The organism is Sphingomonas pollutisoli (assembly GCF_029167165.1).
Classification (GTDB): Bacteria; Pseudomonadota; Alphaproteobacteria; order Sphingomonadales; family Sphingomonadaceae; genus Sphingomonas; species Sphingomonas pollutisoli.
Window position 1 is genome coordinate 1 of the sequence record NZ_JARFNJ010000021.1, and the last position, 19,608, is coordinate 19,608.

Consider the following 19,608-nt stretch of genomic DNA (forward strand, 5'->3'; position numbering starts at 1 on the left):
CACGACGCGCCTCGCTCCTCAGCCGCGCTTGTAGCCCACCTTATGAAGAACGGTCAAATCTGCTTATGTGATAACTGTATTATCGCAATAAGCGTTTTCTCGATTTAGCACCATGGGGCGCCGTCAGCAGTTGACCAATCATTGTCATTCAAAGCCGGTTTCCGACTTCCCAAAAGCGGACATGTTTTCCCGCTTGCTTCCGGATCGCCCAATGTCAGAAAAGTCGGACGTTTGGGACTGTCCGGATTTACTCGCCAAAATGGAGAAGCGGTCTTTGATCATGGCCCTGATCCGCTCATGCCAGTGCTACGTCCCAGCAAGGTAATGGGCGATCATTCGCGAAGGCGCTTGCCGAACCCGGTCTTCGAGGACTTTCGGCTCCCTGGCCGACGCCACGTCACGACTTCGCCGACCCGGTCGGGAATCGCGTTCTACATCTCGATCCAGAGATGATCGATCTGGATCGGAGACAGGCCGGCGAGTCGTTGATGATGGGATCGCAGGAACGCCAGGCGCTGCGCTGCATCGTGGCCTAGCAGCGCCAACTTATCCGTGACCGACCAGTTTTCAACTGTGTCGCCCACGATCGCATCAACCCAGCTATCGAGCTGCTGTTTCCAATGCGAGATGTCGTTGGCCTGGACATAGCCGATCATCGCGGCACGGCTATGGCTGCCACCGTGGTGCCCAGCCTTAAAGCGCTGAATCCCACCCGTCGAACTGAACCGGCTGATCAGGTACTCGCGTTCGTCGCGATCCGCCGCTGCGGGCGTGGGCAGGCGCTTGCATTCGATCGGGAGCAAGGTGCGATACTCGGTGTATTCGCGCCCTTCGATCCAGATGATGGCTCCGCTCGGGGCGACGGCAAGGTCGATCGCGCGGCGGCCATCAGCTTCGTCCGGCTCCTCGCGCTTGAACTGGATGAAATCCCAGCCTGGCGCGTGGCGAGAGAGACTATTCAGCCGCGAGCAGAGCTGCGCCGTCAGCTTGGCCTCGCCGGTCGCCGCTTCGCGCGCCGGATCATCGCGCCAGCCCGCCAGCGCACCGCCGATGAAACCGACCAGCGCCGACAGCCATTCTCCGGGCTGATGGATACCGGCACTCAGCGCTCCCGCCGGTCTACCGCGTTCGCCTTCGTCCGCCAGCACCTCAGAAGCCCTGCGCTCTGAGGTCGGCGAGCACGTCGTCGGCGTCCCGAAGCGCGATGGCGGGCGTCCAAAAACGATGGCGATCGGGCTTCAACAAGAACACGAAGCCGTCGTCGTACAACCGGGTAATCCGCGTGATCGTCAGGCTGGTGCCCCGGCGCTCGTGGAGCAGCGCATCGAGCTTCTGGCGCAGTCCATCCGCGCCGGTCCAATCCACCTCGCCATCACCGAAGACATAGGCCTTGCAGATCGCCCCAGGCCAGCGCTGACCCGGCAGCGCCTTCAGGGCGGTACGCGGATAGACCGCATTGATCTGCCGGGCGAAAACGTCGTCGAATTCGGCAAGGGCTTCGCCCGGCGCGGGCCGCATGACGGCGGCGCCGGTGCCGAGGCGGATGAATTCGCGCTGGTGTTCGACCACATCCGCCGCAACGATCCGCTCGTTCTCGCTGAGGTCGAGGTCATGATCCTCGGGATAAGGCACGGCCAGAACGTCGGCGCTCAGAATGGCGGTGGCGCGCTGCGTGAAGAGCCGAGCGCTGATCCCCGCCACGTAGGCACGCAGAACCGTCGCTTCTCGGAAGAGCCAATCGTTGATCGCGCTCAGCGCACCGAGTTGCTCCGCCGGGGCCGCCAAGCCGACGATCTCGTGCTTGTAGGCAAGGTAGTGGCCGTTCCACAGGCCATGGTGCAGATCCTCGTGCTCCTTGATGAGCAGCAAAGGCGGCGTGAAACGCCGCGCGGTCTTGGTGTCCTTGATCGGCTTGTCGGGCACGACGTCGAGAAAGCGCGTATCGAGCCCATCACGCGACAGGTTGCTGGTCGGAAGCAGCGGCTTGCCGACGAGGTGCTCCGCTGGGCGCGAGATGCCCTTCCGGCCGGCGATATAGCCTTCGCCGAAATCCCACTGATGCTTCTGCGCGAAATCCCGCAGAGTCGGATAATCGCGCAAGCGCTGAATCAGGTCGTGGACGCGGCTTCCGCCGAGCAGGTTCGCCCGCCAAATGTCGCGAGACTTCTCCGCGATCGCGTTGCCGAACCAGTGCAGGTCATAATAGTCGATGTCGAAGCCCTGCTCGGCCGTCGCCCGGCCGTTGCGGCGAAACACGGCATGAAGGAGGCGGCTGTCGGCGGTCGGCTGCACCGCCTCGGCAATGACCACGACGACCTTTGGGTCGGCCTCGCCCTTCTTGAAGAGGCCCCGAACCGAGACGAAGTCCAGAACCTCACGGACCGACCAGCGGCTGAAGAAGGACTGACGGAACGTGAGGGCGTGCTGGTTGTAGAGAAAGCCCGCGGGCTCGACCATCGCGAGCACGCCGCCCGGCGAAAGCAGCTCCATCGCCTCGCTGAGAAAGAGATAGGCGAGCTGGTTGTCGGCGAGCGCCCCATGCGCCTTGGTGTAGGCGGCATAGCTTCGCCTCGCGCCGTCCGTCGTGAGAGCGGATTCGAACGGCGGATTGCCGACGACGACCGCGACCGGCGCCTGGACCAGGCCGCGCTCCTTGGCCTCGAAGAAGCAGCTCCAGTGGAGCGTGTTGTCAGCGAGCGGCGGAAACAGCTTGACGCTGGAGCGGATCTCTTCGGGCTGGAGAGCGTCGCACAGGCTCAGGCACAGGCTGAACGCGGCCAGTTCGACCGCCCCCTCTTCGAGATCAACACCATGCACGCGCTGGAGCAGCGGACGCAGATCGTCGACATCCGGACGCGCCCAGCCGTTGCGCCAGCGCCAGTGCAGCACCAGCCGCTTGTATGCCTCGACCAGGAAGACGCCCGATCCGCAGGCCGGATCGAGGATCACCCCGTCCCCGGCCATGAGCCGGTCGATACGGTCCCAGCTCAGCGTCTCTTCCAGCATTAGCCGAACCAACGCCGGCGGCGTGTAGATCGAGCTGGCTGCGTCTTTCACGAAGAGCTGGTAGATGTTGCTGATAAGCTCCACCGGCAGGTCGCGGAAGGAGTAGAGGCGCCAGAGGCTGAAGTGCCCCGTCGAATCTTCGAAGCCCTCGACCAACCGCGCGTAGCTGGCGAGTTCGGTGCTGTCGGCCAGCGCAGCGCGCTCTGCATCCTTCAGGCGGAACACATGTCCGTTGAACCGCTCTTCGAGCGCTTCGAGCAATGTTATCAGCGCCGGACCATTGCCCAGCACCTCGAAAAAGTGGGTGGCGCCAGGCAAGGCGCGAGCGAAGTCGTCCGGCAGAAGGACCGACCGTTCCTCGAGATAGGCGATGAGCAGTGAGAGGATCAGTAATCGCCGCTGCAGCCCGCCATCGAGCAACCTACGCTCGCCCATCTGCCTAGCGAGCTCGCGGACTTCTTCGACCAGTTTACGATGGGCCGATTTCTGCGCCGAAAGCATCAGGCGGCAGGCATCGGGGTCGTCCCAGATGGCGCCATTGCGGATGCGAGCGGCATCCCACCATACGTCCTGCACCGCGATCTCCGCGCCGATCGCCAGCGTGCGGATCGGCCGGCAGATTGGCGTGTCGTCGGGACCGACGAAATCGGGCGCATGCGCGCAGCGGAAGAGCTGAATCTGCCCCGGACCGGCGCGGTAGACGATCGGGACGCCGCTCCAGCTCCACAGCCGCTTGTGCAGCTCAGCGAAAGCCCGATCGTCGGCATGCGCGGCAGCATCGAAAACGAAGGCCTGCGCGACCGATGCGCGACCATGCCGGCCAGCTTCGAAAAATACCGCGCGCGCGCCGTAGCTCGCGGCCTTCTCGATGAAGGCGACTTCCTCGGGGGGCCGCCCCGCCGGAACATAGCCATCGACAGCGACCAGGCCATCGACGGCGGGCAGATCGCCCCCGCGCCCGATCGCGAAAAGCCATTCAGCGCCTTCGAATGCAGCGCCGGGTGTGTGGAGCGTCACATCCGCCTCCTCGGACCGAGGGCGGATGGAAGGGCGAGCGGCAGCACGATCATTTCTGCCGCTTCTTCTTCGAGAGCGCGAAGCCCTCCTTCAGCAGATCGGTCATCGTGATCCCTTGGGAGACCGCGAAGCCCTTGAACTCTTTCTTGAAGTCGGGACTCACCTTGAAATTGAGCGACTTGTTCTCGCCGTCGCTCCCATGATCCTCGTCGGCCGGATCGGTTCGACTGCTGGCCAAGATACGCCCTCCCACTGCGGCCAAGTTCCCTCTCGGCTGCTTCGGTTCGGGCAGAAATACAGATTTCCGCCTTTCTGGCAATCCGGAAAGACGGAATTCCTGAAATCTGGAAAGACAGAAATAAAAATCTGGATCGACTCCTCGACTCACGCTGGCTCAGGCGGATTGATGGAAACGGCTAAAAACCGTTATCATAATGAGAACACAATAGGAACATTAGGTCAACCGGCGGCTGTGTGGCGCCGAATAGAAAACCGACCCCTATTCGTCCAGACTGGCTCCGGTCGACCAACGCTCGTCGCTCGGTTTCAGGAAATACCCTTCCTCGCAACAGGCCGGCACCAGGGCGTGGAACGGCGCATGTTCGTCAAGCCATTCGCCGATCGCGAACGGATCAATCAGGAGAGGCATGTCCCTGCTCACGCGGCCGACGATCGCGTTCGCGGCGGTGCGAATGCCAGCGCCGTACATGCCGTCAGGCCCATCAGCGATACGGGCGTTGATCCGTGAGGCGATTTGGCGGCTGCTTACGACCAAGATGCGTCGTTCGCCGGTCGCGCTTTCAACGACAGCTTCTGCCAAAACCTGCCGCTCGGTCGCCGTGAAACCGTCTGGCAGCAATGCGCCCTAATTTCGGTCGTTTGGGCGGTTAATCAGCTACCCCAAAAGCGGCCTTACATGCAGGTCGGGGGTGTGACCTTTCGGCAGCTTCAATAGGTCTAAGGTAAGGTGCGCATGAGCGGCGGCTGACGGCTCGATTATCCCGTTGCACCGCCGGCGTCGGATTTGATTTTGATGACTTCCGGCGCTGCATCGTCGCCCGCCGCGCCTTGCTGCCCTGGCATCGCGGTCAGATAGGCGACGATCGCCGGCACGTCGGCGGCTGGAACCGGCGCGTGATACGCCTCGCGCATCTTGGTCACCGTCGCCGTCCATTGCGCCTTGGTGAGCGGCGGCTGGGTCATTGCCATGCTCGGCGAATGGCACGAGGCGCAGTTGCGGTTGATGACATCGGCGTTCGGACCGGCGGGATACATCGCGTCGTCGATCGGCAGCTCGATCGCCGCCGAGGTGAGCGTGAAGCCGTTGGCGCTCACCCCCGGCGGCGCGGGCGTCGAGGTCGGCGCCGGGGCGGGCGCGGGCCGGTTGTGTGGTGCGCCGACCATCATCAGGGCGAGCGCGGCGATTCCGAGGGCGACGGCTGCCAGGACGCCAAGCGAAGGTGTCTTCATTGTGCCTCTCCCTTCATGCCGCGACGATGTTGGTGATTTCGACATTGGCGCGCATGAACCCGCCGGGATTCCAGATCGGCCTCAGCGGCTGCGCGACGCCGTCGGTGTTCCAGCAGCGCACCATCAGCGCGACGCGCCCGCGATGCGGCAGCGGCACGCGCCCGTCCCAGCGGCGGAAGCCATATTTGCCCTGATCGGGCCCGAGCGTTGTCTGATACCAGGTGTGGCCATCCGACGAGACGTCGACCTTGGCGACGCCGCAGGTTCCGCCCATCGCGATCCCGCCGACGGGAATCGAGGGTTCGAACGCGATCTCGTCGCCCTCGCCGAGGCTGGTGATCCAGCTGCGCGGCACCATTCGGTTGATCGGCACGGTCGGAAAATCCTTGGCGCCGGGCGCGACATTGCCGCCGGGGGTGGCGGGGATTTTGTAGGCCTTGGCCATCCAGAAGCGATCGTCGGGCTTGTCGAGCACCTCGATCGAATTGAGCATCTTGACCCAATAGGTCGAATACCAGCCGGGCACGATCAGCCGGCAGGGAAAGCCGTTGAGCAACGGCAGCTGCTCGCCGTTCATGCCGAACGCGACCATCACCTCGCCGTCGCGCGCGTGATCCACATCGAGCGACTTGAAGAAATCGGGGCCGTCGGGAACGACCGGCTGGTCGAGCCCGCCGAAGCGCACCTGCACGGCGCCCGGCCTGACCCCGGCGATATTGAGGATGTCGCGCAGCCGCACGCCCAGCCATTTGGCGTTGCCCATCGCGCCATTGCCCCATTGCGCACCCGGCACGCGCGGCTGGAACAGCCCGCGCGAATTGCCCGAGCATTGATTGACCGCGGCATATTCGACGCGCGGCAGCTTGAGCAGATTGGCGAGGCTGATCGACAGCGGCTTGTTTACGTGCCCGAACACGTTGAGGCGGAAGCTCTCGGCATCGACCGATTCGGGGATGTCTGCCCAGTGCCAGCGGACGAAGAACTGGTCGTTGGGCGTGAAGACATCACGATCGAACACGCTCATCGGCGTCTCGAGCAAGGGCGGGTGGATGCGCTGCAGGATCATCTCGCCCTTGTCGGGAAACGCGCTGGTCATCGGCCGCGTCGACGGGCCGCCGGGCAGATGCAGATCGACGCCGTCCTGCCCGAAGGCGGGCGCGGCGGCGAGCATCGCACCGCCTAGTGCAGCGCGGCCGAGGAAGCGGCGGCGGCTCGTCTCGGCGGCGAATGCGGTATTCAGTCGATCCATTATGTCCTCCCCTGTTCGGGCTGAATGGCGGAAAATCGGCGCGGGCGGCAAGCGATCGGATCGGCCGCTTCGATCGTGGCGACGGATCAGTTGGGCTTTGCGATGCAGGGCGAGACGAACAGATTGCCGCGCCATGCACCGGCGAGCGTCTTGCCGCCGACCAGCAGCCACATCAGCGCGAGCGTCACGGTGAGCAACGTGCCAGCCCAGCCGAAGAAGGCGATGTGAAAGGTCGTCCCAAGGCGGAAGGTCGCGACGGTGTAGACACCCAAGGGGAAGGTATAGCCCCACCAACCGAGGTTGAACGGGATGCCGGCGCGCCAGTAGCGCAGCGTAATGAGCGTCGCGAGCACCAGCCACCACAGGCCGAAGCCCCACAAGGTCAGCCCCGCGATAGCGCCGAGCCCGTTGGCGATCGTGCCGATCGTCGCGAGGCCGTGCGCACCGAGGATCGCCGGCGCGTCCGCGCCCAGCAGGAGCATGCCGAGCGCGCCGGTCCCGATCGGGCCGAGCGCCAGCCAGGCGGACGCCGCCATGCTTTCATTGGGCAAACGGTGAAGCGCCATGCGCAGAATCAGCACGGCGAGGATCGAGAGCGCGACCGGCACCGAATAGGCCCAGAGCACATAGGACGTCGTGATCACGATCAGCCCTGGACCGGCGGCGAGATGCGGCGCGAGCAGTCCGCCGCTCGCGCCCGCGACTTCCGCCGCGACGACCGGGAGCAGCCAGACCGCGGTCATCGCGTCGAGGCTATGGTCCTGCCGCGTGAACATCAGATAGGGGATCATCACCCCGCAGACGAGCGACATCGTGACGTCGAGCCACCACAGAACCTCTGCGACGCCGACGATGCCGGCGCCGAACAGGCCGATGCCGAACGCCAGGCAGCCGTTGATGATCGTCGCCAGCCCCATCGGGATCGTGCCGATGAACATCGACACTGTGTTGTGGCCGAAAATGCGGCGCGCCTCGTCGGTGAACAGGATCCAGCGCGCCGCGTAGAGCACCGAGAACAGCGCGAACAATGCGATGTTGAACAGCCACAGCGCGCGGCCGACCGGCAGGAGCGCGGGGCCGATGTCCGGCACCTGCGGCAGCGCGAGCGCGAGGATGCCGGTGCCCATGGTGGCAGCGAACCAGTTGGGCGTGAACTGCCGGATCATCTCGCGCGGATGGCGCAGCTGGCTGAGTGGCCGAAGACCGCTCAATACCGGATGAAGGTCGTCGATCATTGTCCGAAATCCTTGACGAGGTCGGTCAGCGCGTCCGCGGCGCGGGTGCGGTAGCGTTCCTTGTGGCGCAGCGCGTGGAAGGCGCGATCGGGCAGGCCGAGCGGCAGCTCGACGAGGTCGCCCGCCGCCAGCGCGCGGGCGACCACCAGCCGTGACAGCACCGCGACGCCCGCGCCCGCCTCGACCGCGGTGCGCACCGCTTCGCTCGACGGCATGGTCATCGCGATCGTCAGGTCGGCGGGATCGAAGCCCCGCGTGCGCAGCACGGCGTCGAAGCTCGAGCGCGTTCCCGACCCGTCCTCGCGGACGATGAACGGCGCCGCGCGCAGCCACGCCTCGTCGATGACGTCGACCGGTTCGCGCCCGACCAACACCATCGGGTCGCGCGCGACGACCCAGTGCGCCAGTGCGGGCTCGTCGATCGCGCCCTCGACGAAGCCCAGTTCGGCGGCGCCGTCGAGCACGCGCGCTGCGGCGCCCTCGGTATTGTCGATCGCCAGGTCGACAGCGATCTTTGGATGGTGGCTGCGAAACGCGGCCAGACGGGGCGGCAGCCAGTAGCTGGCAATCGTCTGGCTGGCGACGAGCTTGAGCGTGCCCTGCTTCAGGCCGCCGAAATCGGCGAGCAGCGTCTCGGCATGCGACGCGCGGCCGAGCACCGCGCGCGCTTCGTCGAGAAACGCGCGGCCCGCTTCGGTGAGTTCGATGCCGCGCCCGACGCGGTTGAACAGCGGCACGCCGTAGCGCGCCTCGAGTGTCGACACCGCGCCCGATGCCGCCGACTGAGTGACGTTGAGCGCTTCCGCCGCACGCGTCATATGCTCGCGCTCGGCGACGGCGACAAATATGCGAAGTTGTTCAAGCGTCATGATCGATCTCCTGATCGGATCGATACCGGACCGCGAATAATCGTTCCAACGGTTCTTTAAGATGGTTCCGATCTGATGAGATGATCGTTTTGCCAACTGTCGAATCTGTCGAGGCGATCGTTCCGGTCAGCCAATACGATTGGACGCGGCTCGCGTCCGGCTCCTACAGAGGCGCGTTCATTCCCGACCAAGGATCCTCATCATGTCCGATACGCCCCTCAAGGTCGCCGTCAGCGGTGCTGCCGGCCAGATCTGCTATTCGCTGCTGTTCCGCCTGGCGCATGGCGACCTGTTCGGCCCCGACCGCCCGATCATCCTTCACCTGCTCGACCTCGAACAGGCGCTCCCCGCGGTGCGCGGGGTGGTGATGGAGCTGGAGGATTGCGCGTTCCCGCTGCTCAAGCAGGTAATCGTCACCGCCGATCCCGACACCGCGTTCGGCGATATCGACGCCGCGCTGCTGGTCGGCTCGCGCCCGCGCTCGAAGGGCATGGAGCGGCGCGACCTGCTCGCGGCCAATGCAGCGATCTTCAAGACGCAAGGCGCCGCGCTCAACGCCTCGGCGAAGCGCGAGGCCAAGGTGATCGTGGTCGGCAACCCGGCCAACACCAACGCCTGGATCCTCGCCGAACACGCCCCCGATTTCCGGCGCGACAATATCAGCTCGATGATCCGGCTCGATCACAATCGGGCGCAGGGTCAGCTCGCCGCGCAGGCGGGCGTCGGCGTCGAGGAGATCGAGAAGCTGGTCGTCTGGGGCAACCATTCGCCGACGATGTTCGCCGACTGGACCTATGCGACGATCGACGGCGCGCCGCTGAAGCAGCGGATTGGCGACGCCGACTGGTATACCGATACGCTGATCCCGCGCGTCGCCCAGCGCGGCACCGCGATCATCGAGGCGCGCGGCGCCTCGTCGGCGGCGTCGGCGGCCAATGCGGCGATCGACCACATGCGCGACTGGTGGCACGGCAGCGACGGCCGCTGGGTGTCGATGGGCCTGTCCTCGACCGGCGAGTACGGCATTCCGGAAGGACTGTTCTGCGGCGTGCCGGTCACCTGCGGCACCGGCTTGATCGACCGCGTCACCGGGCTCGATATCGACGAATTCCAGCGGCTGATGATCGATCGCACCGTCGCCGAATTGATCGAGGAACGCGACGCGGTGCGCGCGCTGGGGTGAGATTTCACCCCGCCGGGTGGGGGGACGACCCGGCGGGGTGACGGCGGACGCTGGCGATCGCCACAGGGCAAGGCGATCGGGTCAGCGTCGCGCCGAGCTGGTCCAGCCGAACTTCCGGAAGATCGCTTCGCCGCGCGGGCTGGCGAGGAAGCGCGCAAAGGCCTTGGCCTCGGGATTGTCGGCGGCGCGCGTCGCGAGCACGACGCCGCTGTCGCGGTAGACCAGCCGATCGCGATCGAGCGGCACCACATCGGCGACGCCGGGATGCGCGATCGCCCAGATCGGAAAGGTCACCCAGGCATCGATCGTCGGATCGGCCTGCCACGCCTTGAGCGCAAGGCCGGTGTTGCGCGCGAACAGGACGATATTGCCGCGAAACCGCCGCAGCGTCGTCATGTCGCCGTCGCGCCCGGCGATATCCTCCCACATGCCCTGCTGCCCGGCGCCGTCGACCACCGCGATGCGCATGCCAGGCTTGAGCAGATCGGCAAAGCCGCGGATATGGCGGGGATTGCCGGGCCGAACCAGAATGCCGGCGGGGCGCAGATAGAGCGGCGTCACCGTCTCGGGCTTGAGCGCGGTGCCGAAGGTCGCCAGGAAATCGCTCATCATCGCTTCGGAGCCGCTGTAGACGACGTCGCCGTCGCGCTTCATCGCGTCGGACCACTCTGGCGTCGGCCCGGCAGTGACGACGACGTCGATACCATGCTCGCGCCCGAACACCTGGGCGGCTGCCTTGATCGCCGGCGCCGGGCCGCCGGGGCCGTAGACGTGCAGCGTCTCGGCCGAGGCGACGGGTGCGGCGAACATCGCGGCGAGCGCCGCGGCGGCGAGCAGCGCGCGCGTCACTTGGCGCTCGGGGTGTAAGGCTTGAAGCCGTAGCGCTCGAAGATCGCCAGCCCGTCCGGCGAGCGGATGAAATCGAGCCAGCGGCGCGCCGCTTCGGGATGCGCCGCGCCCTTGACCACGGCGCCAGCATAGATCGCCGTCGTGTTGTCGGCCGCGGGGATGTCGACGCCGTCGATCGGGTGGCCGACCTGTTTCTGGAACTCGACCTCGGATTGCCAGGTGACGCCGGCCTGCGCCTTGCCCTGCATCAGCCACAGCGGCGTCTGGCGGTGATGGATATGGGTGAGCTGGGTGGAGCCGTCGGCGACCTTGGTCTTGTAGACCGCAGTGGCAAGCGCATCGCCACCGGCCTTGGCGAGCGAGGCCTGGATCTGCCGCGCGATACCCTCGAACTCGGGATTGGGCATGGCGAGCTTGACGTCGGGTCGACCAAAATCGCTTAGCCCCTTGATTTCGGCGGGATTACCCTTGGGCACCATGATCGCCAGTGTGTTGGTGACGTAAGGAACGACGGGCCCCGCCAGCAGGCCCGCGGCGAGCTGCTTCTCGACCGCCTTCTCGCCCGCGAGATAGACGTCGGGCTTCACCGTCCAGGTCATGTTGCCGACGGTCACCGTGCCGCCTGCCTTGATCTGGCGGACGAGCAGCCCCGGCGGGATCGTCTCCCAATAGAGCCGACCCTTATATTCGGGATATTTCGCCTCGAACGCCGCGACCAGCGGGGCCATCGCGAAGAAGTAATTGCCGCCGACATAGAGCGACAGCAACGGGTTCATCGGGCTGCCGTGGAAATCGGCGAGGTTGTCGGCATCGGCGACGGTGAAGCCGAAGCCGCGATCGGCCGCGTCATTGTTGCGCCCGCCCTGCCACGGCGGCGAGACGCCGAGGTCGCTCACATTCTGGTCCTGCTTGTCCTGCGCCATCGCCGGCGTGCTCAGCGCAGCCGTGATCGCCAGCGCGGCGAGCGCCGCGCGAATTTTTCCTCTAGCCATTGTCTTTCCCCTGTCTTGCGGATCACAGCGGCATCAGGTCGTAACCCTGATGCTCCAGCGTGGTGACGGTGGTGAGGCCCGAGAGCGCCAGCGTCACATGGTGGTCGACCCAATCATATTGGAAGTCGTGCTCGGCGACCGCCTGGGCGCAGACCGACACGTCGACACCGGCCTTGCGAAGCTCCTCGATCAGCGGAAGGTTCGGGTTGGCGACGCCGAACTTGGCGCGATACTGCGCGTCGTCGAGCGCGAGCGGCGTCGCAGCACCATAAGCGATCGCCACGAACTTGAGGTGGTCGAGCGGCACGCCCGCCGCAACGTAGAGATTGACCGTTCGCGCGACGTGATCGAGCGAGGCGTTGACGCTGCCCGGCGCCTTGGCGGCCTGGGTGAGCGCGAAGACGATCTTGTACGTCTCGCGCGGATCGGGCTTGTAGGCGGCGTTCGCCAGATAATGGATCTTGCCGTAACCGTGGATCGTCGGCGTCGTCCAGAAACCCTGCGGCATGTCCGCTCCCATCGCCGTTCCGGCTGAGGCGAGCATCGCGCCCGCCAGCAATGCAGTTATGACCTTGCGCATCGGTTTAGTCCTTCGTCATTGGTCGATGGACCAAAGCTAGGGTGATGCGCCGCCAGATACCAATGGGCATTGCTGACCATTTCGATCGCTAATCATGATTGGACGGATCGATCGGGCGGCCGCTAAGCGATAGGTGTTCGTCACAATCGGGGATCATGAACGCGTGCTGACCATCGGCCTTTTTCTGGCGATCAGCTTCCTCGTCTCGGTGATCGCGCTCGCCGTGCTGATCTGGGCGATCTCGAGCGGGCAGTTCGCGTTCGGCCAGCGCCAGGCGCGGGTGATCTTCAACGACGGCGAGGAAGGCGCGCTCGACGATCCGACCGTCGCCGGCGACACGATCGACGCCGAGCGCGCGGAAATCGACGCCTCGACCGCGAAACCCGTCACATTGCTGCTCGCCGCCGCGATCCTGTGGCTCGTGCTCGGCTCGATATTCGGGCTAATCGCCTCGTTCAAGCTGCACATGCCCGACTGGCTCGACGCGAGCCCGGCGCTGACCTTCGGGCGCGTCCGCACGATGCACCTGACGCTTGTCATCTACGGGTGGCTGTCGCTGTCGGGGATCGCGACGGCGACGTGGATCGTCCCGCGCATCTTCAAGGCGCCGCTGCGTTCGGCCGGGCTGGTCACCTGGGGCGCGGTCCTGTGGAACATCGGCCTCGTCGCCGGCGTCGTCGCGATCGCGACCGGCTGGAGCGACGGCGAGGAATGGCTCGAAATCCCCTGGCAGATCGACGGCCTGCTCGCGGTCGGCGGCGCGCTGACGGTGATCCCGCTGCTGCGCACCGCCTTCACCCGCAAGGTCGAGCATATCTACGTCTCGGGCTGGTATTTCCTCGCCGCGATGTGCTGGTTTCCCGCGCTCTACATCATCGCCAACATCCCGCACGTGTTCATCGGCGCCGAAGAGGCGACGGTGAACTGGTGGTTCGCGCACAATGTGCTGGGGCTGTGGCTGACCCCGCTGGGGCTCGGCGCGGCCTATTATTTCATCCCCAAGATCATCGGCAAGCCGGTCTATTCCTATTCGCTGTCGCTGCTCGGCTTCTGGGCCTTGGCGCTGTTCTACAGCCAGGTCGGCATCCATCACCTCATCGGCGGCCCGGTGCCGACCTGGGTGGTGACGCTGTCGGTGGTGCAGAGCGTGATGATGTTCGTGCCGGTGATCGCGGTCGCGATCAACCAGCACGTCGTCGTCGCGCGCAACCTGTGGGCGTTCCGCGCGTCGCTGCCGCTACGCTTCGTCTCGCTCGGCGCGATCATGTATACGCTGGCGTCGTTCGAGGGCTCGCTCGAGGCGCTGCGTTCGATCAACACCGTCACGCACTTCACCCAATTCACCATCGCGCACGCTCATCTCGGCGCCTACGGCTTCGCGACCTTCGTGATGTTCGGCTCGATCTATTACATGATGCCGCGCATCACCGGGCGGAACTGGCCGTGGCCGAGCCTGATCACCGCACATTTCTGGTGCGTCGTGCTCGGCTTCATCCTCTATTTCACCGCGCTGACGATCGGCGGCTGGCTCGAGGGCGAGGCGATGCTCGATGCGACGCGGCCGTTCTCGGCGAGCGTCATCCTGCTCAAGCCGTTCCTCGAAGGGCGCTCGATCGGCGGCGCGATCATGACGCTCGGGCACTTCCTGTTCGCGATCAATTTCGTCGGCCTGTTGATGCGGCGCGGTTCGCCAGCCGCAAAGGCGGTGGCGGCATGAACCGTTCGATTCCCCTCGTCGTGCTGGCGATGGCGATCCTCGCCTTCGCCACCGTCATGCTCGTCGTCGGCCCCAAGCTGCAGATCGGCAGCGAACCATCGCCGCCAGGCCTGCGCCCCTATACCGCGCAGGAGCTACGCGGCCGCCAGCAATATATCTCGCTCGGCTGCGTCTATTGCCACAGCCAGCAGCCGCGCACGCCCGATCAGGCGCCCGACGCCGAACGCGGCTGGGGCCGCGCCTCGGTCGCCGCCGACTATGCCTATGACTATCCGCACCTGATGGGCACGATGCGCACCGGTCCCGACCTGTTCAACGTCGGCGCGCGCCTGCCGAGCGCGGCGTGGCAGCTCACCCATCTCTATCAGCCCCGCGCGGTATCGCCGTGGAGCATCATGCCGGCCTATCCCTTCCTGTTCGAGACCAAGGATCGCGCCGCGCCGGGCGATCTCGTCGTGTGGCTGCCGCCCAAGCAGCGCATTCCCGGCAAGGTCGTCGTCGCCAAGCCCGAGGCGCGCGATCTCGTCGCTTATCTGCTCTCGCTCGATCATACCTATCCGGTCCCCGCCGATGCGATTCGCGACGACGGCTATGCGAAAAAGGCGGCCGGCAAATGAGCACGCCTGTCCACCCGGTTGACGAGGATTTCGAACCCTACGAGCCGCGCCGTCGCATTCCGCTGCCGGTCTACTGGATCGCCGTCGCGCTGGTCATCTGGGGCACGCTGACCTTGTTTCAGGACAGCGCCGCGCACCACCGCGGCAACACCGAACGTGCGTCTCAGGCCGCCGCCGCCCTGGCGCGCAGCGACGCGCCCGGCGCGATGCTGTTCGCCGAGCGCTGCTCGACCTGCCATCAGGGCGACGGCGGCGGGATCGCCGGCGCGGTGCCGCCGCTCGCCGGGTCGCCCGTGGTCGCCGCCGATCCGCGCGCGATCGTCCAGATCCTGCTCCACGGCATCGAAGGGCCGATCGCGATCGGCGGCAAGCCCTTCGATGGCCATATGCCCGCGTTCGCAAGCGTGCTCGACGACGCGCAACTCGCGCGCCTGGCAAGCTATGTCCGCGGCGCCTGGGGCAACAAGGCCGCCCCGATCGACGCCGCGTTCGTTGCCCGCCAGCGCGCGCTGACCGCGGCGCGAACGCAGCCCTGGCAGGGCGGCGCCGAGGTGGCGCAGCTCGCGCCCGCGATCGGCGCGCAGCCGGCGATGAGTCCGCCGGTCGCCGACCCAAGCACGGCCGGTGCGCTGATGATCGCCGGCAACGGCGTGGGTGGCGGCTGGTCGTGCGCATCGTGCCACGGCGCGGCGGGCGAAGGCCGCGACAGCGTGCCGCGGCTCGCCGGCCTGCCCGCCGCCTATATCGACGCCCAACTAATCCGCTTCGCCTCGGGCACGCGGTCGAGCGACGCGATGCAACCGGTCGCGCGCCAGCTCGACGCGCAGCAGCGCGGGGCCCTCTCGCGCTATTACGCCGGGCTCGCCTCGCCGTCGGGCGCGCGCCCGTCGCTCGACGGCGCAATCGTGCGCGGCGCGACGCTGGCGCTGAACGGAGACGATGCGCGGAACATCCCGTCGTGCTTCTCGTGCCACGGATCGTCGGGGTTCGGCGTCGCGCCGGGCTTCCCCGCGATCGCCGCGCAGCAATCGGCCTATATCGCGGGGCGCCTCGCCGCGCTCGCGGCCAGGAATGGCGGGCCGCCGGGCAACGTCATGAGCCCGATCGCCCGGCGGCTGAGCGATGGCGACCGTCGCGCTGTCGCCGATTATCTGGCAACATTGCCGCCCGTGCCGGCCGGGACCGCCGCAGCCGGGGAGACCCGCCGATGACCACCGACAACGATCCCGCCACCACCGAGCCGCCGCGCGACCACCAGCGGGCCCGCGACGCGCGCCGCGGCATCTACGCGCTAGGCGGCGGTGTGCTGCTGTTCGTGTTCGCGGTGCTCGTCCGCGACGAATTCCACCACGCGCCGGCGCCCGACGCCACGCCGTCCGCGTCGAGCGGGCCGGTCGCGTTCACGCCGCCGCCGATGAGCAAGATCCCCGACGGACCCGAGGGCGACGCGATCCGCCACGGCCTCGCGATCTTCGAGAATACCGGGACCCAGGCGTCGCAATTCGTCGGCAACGGGCTCGCCTGTCGCAACTGCCACCTCGATGGCGGTCGCAAGGCGGATTCGGCGCCGATGTGGGCGGCGTGGACGAGCTATCCCGAATATCGCTCGAAGAACAAGAAGATCAACACGATGGAGGATCGGCTCAAGGGCTGCTTCACCTATTCGATGAACGCGCAGGCCAGCCCGAGCGGTGGACCGCCCAAGGCCGGCGACCAGGTCTATATCGACCTCCAGGCCTATTTCCACTGGCTGGCGACCGGCGCGCCGACCAACACCAAGCTGAAGGGCGCCGGCTTCGTGAAGCTGAAGGAGACGCCGCTCGGCTATGACCGCATGCGCGGGCAGAGCGTCTACCAGCAGCATTGCGCCGAATGCCACGGCACCAACGGCGAAGGCCGCACCGATCTCAACGGCCGCGTGATCTTTCCGCCGCTCTGGGGGCCCAACAGCTTCAACTGGGGGGCGGGCATGGGATCGGTCAAGAACGCCGCCGCGTTCGTCAAGGCCAACATGCCGCTCGGCTCGGGCAACACGCTGACCGACCAGCAGGCGTGGGACGTCGCCGCCTGGATCGACAGCCAGGAACGGCCCAAGGATCCCCGCCAGACCGGATCGATCGCCGACGCCGCCAAGCAATTCCACTCGAAGAAGGATTTCTACGGCAAGGTCGTCGACGGTCATCTGCTCGGCACCGGAACGGCGCCCGCCGGAGCCGCGATCGCCGCGCGCTGACGGCGATGGAGCAGCGCCAGCTCTTCGCCGTCGACGGCCTGTTCTGCGCCGGCTGCGCGCGCGGGCTCGAGCGGCGGCTGGCGACGCTTGACGGCGTCGCCGACGCGGGCGTGCATTTCGTCACCTCCTCCGCGCTGGTCCGCTGGAACGCCGATATCTGCAGCGTGGCGACGATCCGCGCGCGCGTTGCCGATGCCGGCTACCGCCTCGTCGAGCGCCATGACCTCGGCGAGACGGCGGCACGCTTCGATCGCGAGATCCGCGCGCTTTCGTTGCGACTGGCGGTCGCGGTCGTGTTTGGCATGTGGTCGATGGGTGCGGCGCTGATCCTCTACGCCCAGCCCGATCTTGCCCCGGGCGTCGCGTGGTGGATCGCGCTCGCTTCGGGCGTGTTCGCGCTGCCGGTGCTCTGCTATTCGGGCGCGGCGGTCTTTCGCATGGCATGGCGCTCGCTCCGGTTGCGCGCGCCCGGCCTCGACCTGATGATCGCGATCGGCGCAGGCGGCGCGGCATTGCTGTCGGTTGCAGCCCTCGCGCGCGGCGGCGCGGCTGTGTTCTTCGACACCGCGACAATGCTCGTGACGCTGCTGCTGGTCGGCCGGCTGATCGAGACGCGCGTCCGGCGGAGCGCAATCCTAGCGCTCGCCGCGGTCGACGATGTCGCCGCCGAAATGGCGCTCTCGGCGCGCGACGGAGCGCCGGTCGCCGCGCGGTCGCTCGCGCCCGGCGACCACGTGCTGGTCGATGCCGGCGCGGTGTTTCCGATCGACGGCGTGGTGGTCGCCGGCGACAGTCTGGTCGACCGCGCGGTGATGACTGGCGAAGCCGCCGCGCTAACCGTCGCCGTCGGCGACCGCGTTCAGGCCGGCACCACCAACCTGCGCCGCCGGCTGACGATCGAGGTCGACCGGCCCTGTGGCGACCGCGATATCGACCGGATGGGCGGCCGCGTCGCGATCGAGATCGCCGCGCGCGGCGAGCCGCGCCGCGAGCTCGACCGTTGGGTTCGCGCTCTGCTGATCGCAACACCTATCATCGCGCTGGTCGCGTTCGTCTTCGCGCTGATGGCCGCCGCGTCGTTCGCCGACGCCGCCGCGCGTGCGCTGAGCGTCCTGATCGTGATCTGCCCGTGCGCGCTCGCCATCGCGGCACCGCTCGCGCATGTGCGCGCGGCGATCGCCGGCGTGCGGCAAGGCATCCGCGTCGCCGATCCCGCCGCGCTCGAGGCGCTGGCGGCGATGGCCTCGGTGGTGTTCGACAAGACCGGGACGCTGACGCTCGGCCGCCTGCGGATCGTGGCGCTGGAGCCCGTGGCGCCGTTCTCCGCGGCCGAGCTGGCGACAGCGGCCGCCCATGCCGAACAGGGGATCGATCATCCGATCGCGCGCGCGCTGGCCGGCGATCGGCCCGCCGGCGCCGGCGGCGAGCGGCTCGATCGCGGCGCGCGCGGCATCGATCCTGCCGGGCGCCGGGTCGCGGTGAGCGCGGCGGCGCGGTCGGGCGAGGACGGCCTGACCTGGCTCGACGTCTCGATCGATGATGCGCCGGCGGGACGCATCGCGCTTGCCGACACGATCGATCCCGATGCGGCGCGAACCGTTGCCCGCCTCCGCCGGGCAGGCGTCGCGGTGATGCTCGCGACCGGTGATGGCGAAGGCCCTGCGGCGAGCGTCGCAGAGGCGACCGGCATTGCGCCGGCCGACGTTCACGCCGGCTGCACGCCAGCGGACAAGGCGCGGCTGGTCGCCGCCGCGTCGTGGCCCGTGATCGTCGTCGGCGACGGCGTCAACGACGCGCCGGCGCTCGCGGCGGCCGATTGCGGCATCACCGTCGCGCGCGCGCATGCCGCCGCCACGGCGACTGCCGGGCTGGTGTTCGAGGAAGGCGGGGTCGGCACGATGATCGCGGCGTGGACGCTCGCGCGCCGCACCGCGACGATCATCCGCCAGAATTTCGCGCTGGCGTTGCTTTACAACCTTGTCGCCCTGCCGCTCGCGGCGATCGGTCTGATGACCCCGCTGATCGCGGCGGCGGCGATGCTGGCAAGCTCGCTATTGGTGACGGCGAACGCCATGCGCGTGCGATGAGCAAGCGCCGATCATGGTCGATGTGTGGGATCAGCAATCGAGTATCGCTCAATCGCCTTCTTGACGGGTCCACCACCGCTGCAATTCCGCACGATCGAGCTTTCCGTCTGTTGCGAGAAGATTGATTTTCCAATGAACGGAATCGATGTGCTCGCCGCTAGCCTGGATATCGAAATAGGTGCAGCTGCTCACCGCGTTGCTATCCTGTTGCCGACAATGAGCGCCTGCGGTGCGGAGCATCTCCACCGCGCTGTCGAGTGGCGTGCCAGCAGGTATGGCGCTGTCGATCACCTGGGCGGCCGGCGCGAGATCGGCCGCCGGGCTGTAATGCGGCTCGGTGACCGAATCGAGTGGCGACAGATACGGATCCTGGGGCATGGTCGCCTCGATATGCCGCATCCTGAACGGTGCCGCGTCCTTGGACGTCGTGGCGACGGCCGGCGTTCCGAGGGCGGATGCGATGAGCGCGGCAGCGACGATTGACTTATTCATGGTCTGTCTCCT

General features: G+C 66.9%; 18 protein-coding genes. 6 read left to right on the forward strand and 12 right to left on the reverse strand.

The window, feature by feature from the left end:
- Positions 1-431: 431 nt before the first annotated feature.
- From PX554_RS24780 to PX554_RS24815, 8 genes are all read right to left on the reverse strand, one after another.
- Positions 432-1,148 carry a hypothetical protein gene (locus PX554_RS24780; RefSeq protein ID WP_275504803.1) on the reverse strand — a complete coding sequence of 239 codons (717 nt, stop codon included), beginning with the start codon at positions 1,146-1,148 and terminating at the stop codon, positions 432-434.
- Position 1,149: 1 nt separating this feature from the next.
- Positions 1,150-4,023 (reverse strand): HsdM family class I SAM-dependent methyltransferase, encoded by a 2,874-nt coding sequence (locus PX554_RS24785; RefSeq protein WP_275504804.1) that lies wholly within the window; start codon positions 4,021-4,023, stop codon positions 1,150-1,152.
- 49 nt (positions 4,024-4,072) lie between these two features.
- The gene (locus tag PX554_RS24790) at positions 4,073-4,261 is read right to left on the reverse strand and encodes a hypothetical protein (RefSeq protein WP_275504805.1); all 189 of its coding nucleotides are present in this window, start codon (positions 4,259-4,261) and stop codon (positions 4,073-4,075) included.
- A 261-nt stretch (positions 4,262-4,522) separates the two neighbouring features.
- Entirely contained in the window at positions 4,523-4,882 is a 360-nt protein-coding gene (locus PX554_RS24795) for a hypothetical protein (RefSeq protein ID WP_275504806.1), read from the reverse strand.
- 137 nt (positions 4,883-5,019) lie between these two features.
- Complete coding sequence (locus PX554_RS24800) at positions 5,020-5,493, reverse strand: hypothetical protein (protein WP_275504807.1); 474 nt, start codon at positions 5,491-5,493, stop codon at positions 5,020-5,022.
- A gap of 13 nt (positions 5,494-5,506) precedes the next feature.
- Positions 5,507-6,742, reverse strand: a complete 1,236-nt coding sequence (locus PX554_RS24805; RefSeq protein WP_275504808.1) for a molybdopterin-dependent oxidoreductase — start codon at positions 6,740-6,742, stop codon at positions 5,507-5,509.
- An 86-nt stretch (positions 6,743-6,828) separates the two neighbouring features.
- On the reverse strand, positions 6,829-7,977 hold the full coding sequence (locus PX554_RS24810) for a TDT family transporter (protein WP_275504809.1): 1,149 nt from the start codon (positions 7,975-7,977) through the stop codon (positions 6,829-6,831).
- A complete protein-coding gene (locus PX554_RS24815; protein ID WP_275504810.1) occupies positions 7,974-8,846 on the reverse strand; it encodes a LysR family transcriptional regulator in 873 nt (290 codons plus the stop codon). Before PX554_RS24815 ends, PX554_RS24810 begins: the two co-directional genes overlap by 4 nt.
- Positions 8,847-9,048: 202 nt before the next feature.
- Between PX554_RS24815 and PX554_RS24820 the strand changes: the two genes are divergently transcribed.
- The gene (locus PX554_RS24820; protein ID WP_275504811.1) at positions 9,049-10,029 is read left to right on the forward strand and encodes a malate dehydrogenase; all 981 of its coding nucleotides are present in this window, start codon (positions 9,049-9,051) and stop codon (positions 10,027-10,029) included.
- A gap of 81 nt (positions 10,030-10,110) precedes the next feature.
- Here the strand turns inward: PX554_RS24820 and PX554_RS24825 are convergent, their stop codons facing one another.
- The 3 genes from PX554_RS24825 to PX554_RS24835 are packed head-to-tail and all read right to left on the reverse strand — an operon-like array spanning position 10,111 to position 12,450.
- The gene (locus tag PX554_RS24825) at positions 10,111-10,878 is read right to left on the reverse strand and encodes a substrate-binding domain-containing protein (protein ID WP_275504812.1); all 768 of its coding nucleotides are present in this window, start codon (positions 10,876-10,878) and stop codon (positions 10,111-10,113) included.
- Positions 10,875-11,870 (reverse strand): molybdate ABC transporter substrate-binding protein, encoded by a 996-nt coding sequence (locus PX554_RS24830; RefSeq protein WP_275504813.1) that lies wholly within the window; start codon positions 11,868-11,870, stop codon positions 10,875-10,877. The genes PX554_RS24825 and PX554_RS24830 overlap by 4 nt, the downstream gene beginning before the upstream one ends.
- 22 nt (positions 11,871-11,892) lie before the next feature.
- Positions 11,893-12,450, reverse strand: coding sequence for a DsrE family protein (locus PX554_RS24835; RefSeq protein ID WP_275504814.1), 558 nt, complete (start codon positions 12,448-12,450; stop codon positions 11,893-11,895).
- Between the two features lie 163 nt (positions 12,451-12,613).
- Here PX554_RS24835 and PX554_RS24840 point away from each other — a divergent pair, with 163 nt between their 5' ends.
- Genes PX554_RS24840 through PX554_RS24860 form a run of 5 tightly spaced genes read left to right on the forward strand, consistent with a single transcriptional unit; the run spans position 12,614 to position 19,104 of the window.
- Positions 12,614-14,167 (forward strand): cbb3-type cytochrome c oxidase subunit I, encoded by a 1,554-nt coding sequence (locus tag PX554_RS24840; protein ID WP_275504816.1) that lies wholly within the window; start codon positions 12,614-12,616, stop codon positions 14,165-14,167.
- A complete protein-coding gene (locus tag PX554_RS24845; RefSeq protein ID WP_275504817.1) occupies positions 14,164-14,784 on the forward strand; it encodes a cbb3-type cytochrome c oxidase subunit II in 621 nt (206 codons plus the stop codon). The genes PX554_RS24840 and PX554_RS24845 overlap by 4 nt, the downstream gene beginning before the upstream one ends.
- Positions 14,781-15,995, forward strand: coding sequence for a c-type cytochrome (locus PX554_RS24850; RefSeq protein WP_275504818.1), 1,215 nt, complete (start codon positions 14,781-14,783; stop codon positions 15,993-15,995). The genes PX554_RS24845 and PX554_RS24850 overlap by 4 nt, the downstream gene beginning before the upstream one ends.
- Positions 15,992-17,017, forward strand: a complete 1,026-nt coding sequence (locus PX554_RS24855) for a c-type cytochrome (protein ID WP_275504819.1) — start codon at positions 15,992-15,994, stop codon at positions 17,015-17,017. The genes PX554_RS24850 and PX554_RS24855 overlap by 4 nt, the downstream gene beginning before the upstream one ends.
- Before the next feature lie 5 nt (positions 17,018-17,022).
- Positions 17,023-19,104 carry a heavy metal translocating P-type ATPase gene (locus PX554_RS24860; RefSeq protein WP_275504820.1) on the forward strand — a complete coding sequence of 694 codons (2,082 nt, stop codon included), beginning with the start codon at positions 17,023-17,025 and terminating at the stop codon, positions 19,102-19,104.
- Positions 19,105-19,152: 48 nt separating this feature from the next.
- On the opposite strand, the gene PX554_RS24865 is transcribed toward PX554_RS24860, so the two are convergent.
- Positions 19,153-19,596 (reverse strand): hypothetical protein, encoded by a 444-nt coding sequence (locus tag PX554_RS24865; RefSeq protein ID WP_275504821.1) that lies wholly within the window; start codon positions 19,594-19,596, stop codon positions 19,153-19,155.
- Positions 19,597-19,608 lie beyond the last annotated feature (12 nt).